The sequence below is a fragment of the Burkholderia sp. E168m23 genome (genome assembly GCF_016586125.1).
Classification (GTDB): Bacteria; Pseudomonadota; Gammaproteobacteria; order Burkholderiales; family Burkholderiaceae; genus Burkholderia; species Burkholderia orbicola.
Genome location: NZ_BCPP01000316.1, coordinates 1 through 6,891, shown reverse-complemented (window position 1 = coordinate 6,891; position 6,891 = coordinate 1). Strand labels below are relative to the sequence as shown.

Here is a 6,891-nt window from a genome sequence, read left to right as displayed (position 1 = left end):
CTGCTGCGCGCATAGCCGGGAATCCGCAGCTTGCTGGTTTCGCGATCGAACGCGTCGACGTGGAACGCGAAGCGGCCGTTGCCGCCTTCGACCTGCGCGGCGCCGGCGCGCACGGAATTCGCGCCGCCGTAGCGGGCGTCGAGCGCGCCCGTCATGCCTTCGATCGCTTCGCGCGGAATCCGGTTGTCGATCGTGTTGACCACGCCGCCCACCGCGTTGCCGCCGTACAGCAGCGCGGCCGGGCCGCGCACGATCTCGACGCGCTCGATCGACAGCGGGTCCTGCGGCACCGCGTGATCGTACGACAGCGACGACGCGTCATACGCTGCGACGCCGTTCTGCAGCAGCCGGATCCGGTCGCCGTCCATCCCGCGGATGATCGGGCGGCCGACCATCGGCCCGTAGGTGGTGGTCGACACGCCGGGCAGCCCGTTGAGCGTTTCGCCGAGCGAATCGGCCTGGCGGCGCGTCAGCGCGTCGCCGGAAAGCTGGACGGTCGGTGCGATCAGTTCGGTGTCGCCGAGCGGGTTCGCGGTCACGAAGATCGGCGCGAGCGGTGCGGGTGCGGCGGCAGGCGTGCCGGACGCGGCGGGCGCATCGGTCTGCGCATGGGCGACGGCGGCGCACAGCATCAGCGACAGGGACGAGAGCGGGCGAAGCGGTAAGCGAGGGAGGTCGCGCATGGTCGGTGAATCGGTTGGAATCGGATGATCGGATAACGAGCGATGCGGGTCACTGTTAGATACGATATATTGTTGCGTAACTGACGCGCAGTGACCCGTTGGAACATGGCTCGGCAAGGCGCGGCCACCTGGTTGGAACGGCATCCGGTGGACGAGCACGCGAAATGATATGTTATATCATGTCAAAATCCAAGCCGGACGACAGGATCTCGTCGGGTTTCTGTCGCAACGGTGAAAGGGTGGCGCGAGCGGCGGAGCGGTCTGTAATCGACGGCTCGAGCTTTCGCGTCGAACGATGCCGATCGTGGCGAAGCCGCGTTGACCGCTGCATCCGTTCCGATGCGTTGACGCGTATCAACGTGCTCCGATGCCGAAACCGGATACTGGGTCGCTCATCGACCAGACAGGAGCAACGCATGACCCAGACCATGAAAGCGGCCGTGGTACACGCGTTCGGCGAGCCGTTGCGCATCGAGGAAGTCCCGATCCCCGCACCGGGGCCCGGCCAGATTCTCGTCAACATCAAGGCGTCGGGTGTCTGCCATACCGATCTGCACGCGGCCGACGGCGACTGGCCCGTCAAGCCGTCGCTGCCGTTCATCCCGGGCCACGAAGGCGTGGGGATCGTCGCGGCGGTCGGCGCGGGCGTCACGCACGTGCGCGAGGGCGATCGCGTCGGCGTGCCGTGGCTCTATACGGCCTGCGGCCATTGCGAGTACTGCTGCACGGGCTGGGAAACGCTGTGCCATGGGCAGCAGAACACCGGTTATTCGGTGAACGGCAGCTACGCGGAATACGTGCTGGCCGATCCCGATTACGTCGGCCAGTTGCCCGCGCAGGTGGCGTTCGACGAGATCGCGCCGATCCTGTGCGCGGGTGTCACGGTCTACAAGGGCATTCGGGTCACCGACACGCGCCCGGGCCAGTGGCTCGCGATTTCCGGCATCGGCGGCCTCGGGCACGTGGCCGTGCAGTATGCGCGTGCGATGGGCCTGCACGTCGCGGCCATCGACATTTCTCCCGACAAGCTCGCGCTGGCGCGGCAACTGGGCGCCCATCTGACGATCGATGCGTCGATCGACGACCCCGCGAAAGTGATCCAGAAGGAAATCGGCGGCGCGCACGGCGTGCTCGTCACGGCGGTATCGCGCAGCGCGTTCGCGCAGGCGCTCGGGATGGTCCGGCGCGGCGGCACGGTGGCGCTCAATGGTTTGCCGCCGGGCGATTTCCCGCTGCCGATCTTCTCGACCGTGCTGAACGGCATCACCGTGCGCGGGTCGATCGTCGGCACGCGGCGCGATCTGCAGGAATCGCTCGATTTCGCGGCGGACGGCCTGGTGCGCGCGCATATCCACCGCGACCGGCTCGGCAACATCAACGACATCTTCGCGAAGCTGCGGGAAGGGAAGGTCGACGGGCGCATCGTGCTGACCGACATGCATTGATGCGCTGGACCTGCGCCCGCCGCCGCGCGACGCATGGCGTCGGAGCGGCGGCGAGGCGGCCAGGCGCGCGTTACGGCGCGAAGAACACGTCGGTGCGGTTCGTCAGGTTGCCCGCGTTGGTCTGCACGAAGAACGGATGGAACGAGGACGACGGGAGAACGTCGAGCCCCTGGTAGTCGCCGATGAAGAACCCTTCGGCGTTGGGCGCGAGCTTCATGTCGAACGGGCCGCCGACGCGTCGCTCGTCGGCGAACGTGGCGCCGCCGTCATGCGAGATCTTGCGCCAGAAGCCGGTCGGCAGCGTCGTCGTGTTGCCGGCCTGCAGGTCGCGGAAGTCGTAGTGCGTGACCATCACCGCGCCCGTGTTGTCGACGCGCACCGACGGATTGAACGCGGGGCGCCCGGTCGGCGTATTCACCTGTTGCGGCGTGCTCCAGCTCGCGCCGCCATCCTTCGACGTCGATAGCGCGATCTCGTCGTACGCGCCGCCGTTGAAGCGGCTGTCCTGCCACACGACGTAGAGCTGCCCGGATGCGGGATCGATCGCGGGTTCCGGAATGATGTCGCCGGTGCGCACGGGTTCGCCGGTGTTCGGGTCCGTGACGCCGACCGTCTGCAGTCCCGCGATGACTTGCGGCTTGGTCCACGTCGCGCCGTCGTCGGTCGACTTGATGAAGGCGACCTTGCCGGCCGCCTTGCTGAACGGCGGCTGGATCAGGTCGAAGAAATCGTAGAGCGTGCCGCTCTTCGGATCGACGACGATCTGGTTGCCGATCGTCTGCTGGCGCGACGGCACGTCGACGATCACCTTCGCGGCGCTCCACGTCTTGCCGCCGTCGATCGTCTTCGAGAACAGCGTCGGCCCGCGGTACGCCTTCGTGTGCAGGTTCGCGTACGGGTTGCCGTTCGGCAGCTCGAGACGGTCCCATACCGCGTAGGCGGTGCCGGCCTTCACCGGGTTGGCGGTCACCGATTCCTTGTCGTTGAAGAACTGCGTCGTCGGTTCGTCGTTCGCGATCAGCACGGCCGGGCTGCTCCACGTTTGCCCACCGTCGGTCGAGACCGACGCGCCGACCGCGTTGGCGTTGTTCGACTGGTTGAACGAGATCGATACCGAGTACGCGGTGCCGTCCGGCCCGAAGGAGACCCACGGATCGGACGCGCGCTCGTATTTCAGCCCGCCCGGCGCGCACGCGCTGAACGGCTGCGGCGTGCGCGCCCAGGTTGCGCCCGCATCGAACGTGTAGCCGGCGACGAGCCCGTGGGCGCCGCCGTTCGACCAGCGATCCTGCTGCCACACGCCGATCATGTTGTTCGGGTTCGCCGGGTTGACCGCGAGCCACGGTTCGACTTCTGCATTCACGTAGTTGGTGCCCGGGCCGCCGATGGTGCACGCGGCGAACGGGCTCGGGCCCGACACGACGACGGGTTCGGCGTGCGCCACGGCAGCGGCGGCCAGCGCCATCGCGGCGGACAGGCGGGTGACAAGCGGATGGGACACGATCATGCGTCGCATGGACGACTCCTCGGTGAGGGGCGGATGCGATGGCGGGGCACGACGAGACGACGCGAGCCGGGGCGCGGCGAATCGTGCCGCGCACGTCGTGACGTGCCGTTCAGCATGCCGCTTCAGTCATCGCGATCCGCGTGCGCTGGATGCCGCCAGCGCTTCGGTTAAGACTCCTCTTCGTTTTCAATGCTTGTCGGGTGTGTCTGCGATGTCGACCCGACGGGAACGCCAGTCCGGGCATGCGACGAATGTGTCGAAGTGGATTGCAATGTAGGCGATTCGAATGCCGCGCAACAGGCGGTTTTTTGTAACAGGACGTAGCCGGAAAGCGTTGCCGGAAGCAGGCGTCCGGCATGCAAGATTTGCCGTTGGGCGGCATGAAAATCGAATCGAAAACGCGAATCGCAATCGCTTGCGATTGATGTCGGCACGCGCCGACCGTGAGCGCGTGATGCGCTGCTCAGCGCTCCGCCGGAAAGCGCTCCTGCAACGTGTGCAGCCAGCGCGAGACGACGTCGAGTTCGGCGTCGGAAAACCCGTCGCACAGCTTGCCGTTGAGTTCGCGCAGCAGCACGCGCGCACGCTTGAGTGCCGCGTGGCCTGCGTCGGTCAGGTACAACCGCGTCGCGCGGCCGTCGTCCGAATCGGCATGACGCGTGATGAGGCCAGCCTTCGCCATTCGGTCGGCGAGCCCCGTCATCGCGGACGGCGCCAGTTGCAATGCGGCGCCGACTTCGCCGATCAGCGCGCCGTCCTGCTTCGCGAGACAGAACAGCACGCCGGCCTGCGCGGCGCTCGCGCGCGTTTCGGTTTCGGCCTTGCGGTCGATCCAGCGCTGCACGCGTCGCTGGCCGATGTTCAACATGAAAAACAGTCGTCGGTCTTCGCTCAAGCTGGGTTCCCGGCTGCAATGGAAAGGGAGGGACGGCCCGCGGTGCGCGGCGTGTCGAGCGCCTGCGCGAGCCAGTCGGCGACGTCGGGCCACAGCACGGTGCCGGGCCGGCTCCGAAAGAAGCCCATGTGCCCGACCGGGCCGCTGCCCGCCGCGCGCGGATCGATCTGGCGGCGTTCGACCTTCGCGCGGGTCAGATAGCTTACCAGCAGGCCGATCGCGGCCGGGTTCGCCCACGGATCGTCGTCGAAGCCGAGCGCGAGGATCGGCAACTGCTGCTTCGAGAAGCGTTCGGCCGCGCCGAGCGTCGGATCGTCAAAGAAGTAGTGAGGCAGCGTCGTCCAGCGGCTCCATTCGCGGAACACGCCGGCCGGCAGATCCTCGCCGAGCCCGAGTCGCTTGCCGGGCACGTAGCCGAGCAACGCGGACGTCAGCGGGCCGAGCACGCGCAGGATCAGCCGCACCTTCAGGCGTTCGGCCGCCTGCGCGATCAGCCGCGTGCTGCCCGCATGCGCGGCGACCAGCACGGCCGCGCGCAGATGCGTCGTCGCGCCGGACAGCCCGATCGCGTGACCGCCGACGCTGTGGCCGACGGCCAGCAACGGCAGCCCTTCATACGCGTGCCGGGCCCACGCGGTCGCGGCGCCCACGTCGAGCTCCATCCAGTCGCGCATGCGGGCCTGCAGCGCGCCCAAACGCGCCGGCCGCGAGGCGCCGATGCCGCGATAGTTGTAGGTCAACGCCGCGAAACCGCGTTCGGTCAGGAAGCGCGCGAAGCCCGCATACAGCCGCTCGGGCACGGCCGTCGCCGGATGGATCAGGATCAGCGCGCGCGGCGCCGCGTCCGGCGACCACAGCGTGCCGTGCAGCACGTAGCCGTCGGCGGCGGAAAATTCGATGGGTTCGGAGCTCATGGGCGTCCTCGCTCGGGCAGTTATTTCGTATGCGAAATATAGTTCGTAATTTATTTCGTGCACGAAATATCTGTCGAGGAACCCTTCGAACTTCGAGAGGCGTCGGCAGACGACGAGCAGTGCACGCACGCGAGCGAGTCATAAAATATTTGCATCTTTGTATAGAAGAATATTGCGTTTGTGTCATGAAGTGGATCGACGTATCTTCACCGGTTCCATCCGTTGCGCCGGCGGTTTCGCACGGCGGACAAACCTTCCGGGAGATCATGTTGCTGAGCCGAATCGTCACGGCGCTCTTGCTGGCGCTCGCCGCGCAGCCGGGCATCGCCAAAGACACCGTCACGCTGCGTGTCGGTGAACAGAACTACTTCAACATCCAGGCGTCGATGGAGGCGTCCGGCGCGCTGAAGGACCTGCCTTACACGATCGAGTGGAAGCACTTCCAGGCCGCCGCGCCGGTGGCCGAAAGCCTGAACGGCAACGCGATCGACCTCGGCTTCCTCGGCGATTCCGCGCTGCTCACGCTGGCCGCGCGCGGCGCGCCGGTCAAGGTCGTCGCGGTGTCGCGGCAGAGCCTCGACGGCGTCGCGATCCTCGTGCCGAAGAACTCGCCGGTGCGCACCGTGGCCGACCTGCAGGGCAAGACCATCGCGGTATGGCGCGGCGCGTGGAGCCAGCAGCTCGTGCTGCGTGCGCTCGAACACGCGGGGCTGCGCGCCGATTCGGTGAAGTACGCGTACCTGATGCCGATCGACGCGACCAACGCGCTCGCGAACGGCTCGGTCGACGCGGTGTCGCTGTGGGAGCCGTTCGTCAGCACGCTCGCATTGCGGCAGGGCGCGCGGCCCGTGACGACCGCGCAGGGGCTGATGCCGGCGCTGAGCTTCGTCGCCGCGAACGAGCAGGCCGCAGCGGGCAAGCGCGCCGAGATCACCGATTTCCTGCGGCGTGTGGTGGTCGCGCGCCAGTGGGTCGACAGCCATCCGCGCGAGTACGCGGACCTGTGGGCGAAACGCGCGAATCTCGAACCCGACGTCGCGTATCGCTGGCTCAACAATGCCCGGCAGCGCGTCGGCCCGGTCGACGAGACGGCCGCGAAGGATGCACAGAATACGGCCGACTTCCTGCACAAGTCCGGCGTGATTCCGGCCGCGTACGACACGTCGAAGCTGCTCGACCGCTCGTATGCGGGCGCGTTCGCGGCGCCTGCGCAGAAGACCGCCGCCGCGCAGTGACCGTGCGGCCCGCTACACGATTCCCGCGATTCCCGATCGACATACCCGAGGACATCCCGACATGCCAGTCGACATCATCGGCATGATCACCGCGACGCCCGGCGCAGAGGTCGACGTGCCGGGCGGCGCGGCCGTCCAGCCCGACTACGTGCGCCGCTTCGCGCAGGCGCACGAGGCCGCCGGCTTCGACCAGATCCTGATCGGCCATTTCA

The 6,891-nt window shown here is 67.5% G+C and carries 6 protein-coding genes and 1 pseudogene; 3 read left to right on the top strand and 4 right to left on the bottom strand.

What is annotated here, in order from left to right:
* Positions 1-683: TonB-dependent receptor plug domain-containing protein (locus JMF90_RS17445; protein WP_201325261.1), on the bottom strand; the 683-nt coding region annotated here is incomplete at its 3' end.
* A gap of 416 nt (positions 684-1,099) precedes the next feature.
* On the opposite strand from JMF90_RS17445, the gene adhP reads away from it, so the two are divergent.
* The gene (gene adhP, locus JMF90_RS17440; RefSeq protein ID WP_011547661.1) at positions 1,100-2,128 is read left to right on the top strand and encodes an alcohol dehydrogenase AdhP; all 1,029 of its coding nucleotides are present in this window, start codon (positions 1,100-1,102) and stop codon (positions 2,126-2,128) included.
* A gap of 70 nt (positions 2,129-2,198) precedes the next feature.
* Here the strand turns inward: adhP and JMF90_RS17435 are convergent, their stop codons facing one another.
* The 3 genes from JMF90_RS17435 to JMF90_RS17425 form a co-directional block, all read right to left on the bottom strand.
* Positions 2,199-3,644 carry a sialidase family protein gene (locus JMF90_RS17435; protein ID WP_011547662.1) on the bottom strand — a complete coding sequence of 482 codons (1,446 nt, stop codon included), beginning with the start codon at positions 3,642-3,644 and terminating at the stop codon, positions 2,199-2,201.
* A 454-nt stretch (positions 3,645-4,098) separates the two neighbouring features.
* The gene (locus JMF90_RS17430) at positions 4,099-4,530 is read right to left on the bottom strand and encodes a MarR family winged helix-turn-helix transcriptional regulator (RefSeq protein WP_011547663.1); all 432 of its coding nucleotides are present in this window, start codon (positions 4,528-4,530) and stop codon (positions 4,099-4,101) included.
* Complete coding sequence (locus tag JMF90_RS17425) at positions 4,527-5,444, bottom strand: serine aminopeptidase domain-containing protein (protein WP_011547664.1); 918 nt, start codon at positions 5,442-5,444, stop codon at positions 4,527-4,529. Before JMF90_RS17425 ends, JMF90_RS17430 begins: the two co-directional genes overlap by 4 nt.
* 266 nt (positions 5,445-5,710) lie before the next feature.
* On the opposite strand from JMF90_RS17425, the gene JMF90_RS17420 reads away from it, so the two are divergent.
* Together JMF90_RS17420 and JMF90_RS40080 are read left to right on the top strand one after the other, a co-directional pair.
* Entirely contained in the window at positions 5,711-6,679 is a 969-nt protein-coding gene (locus JMF90_RS17420) for an ABC transporter substrate-binding protein (protein ID WP_011694746.1), read from the top strand.
* Positions 6,630-6,891, top strand: a pseudogene (locus JMF90_RS40080) (alkanesulfonate monooxygenase); the annotation flags it as partial. The gene JMF90_RS17420 and the pseudogene JMF90_RS40080, both read left to right, overlap by 50 nt.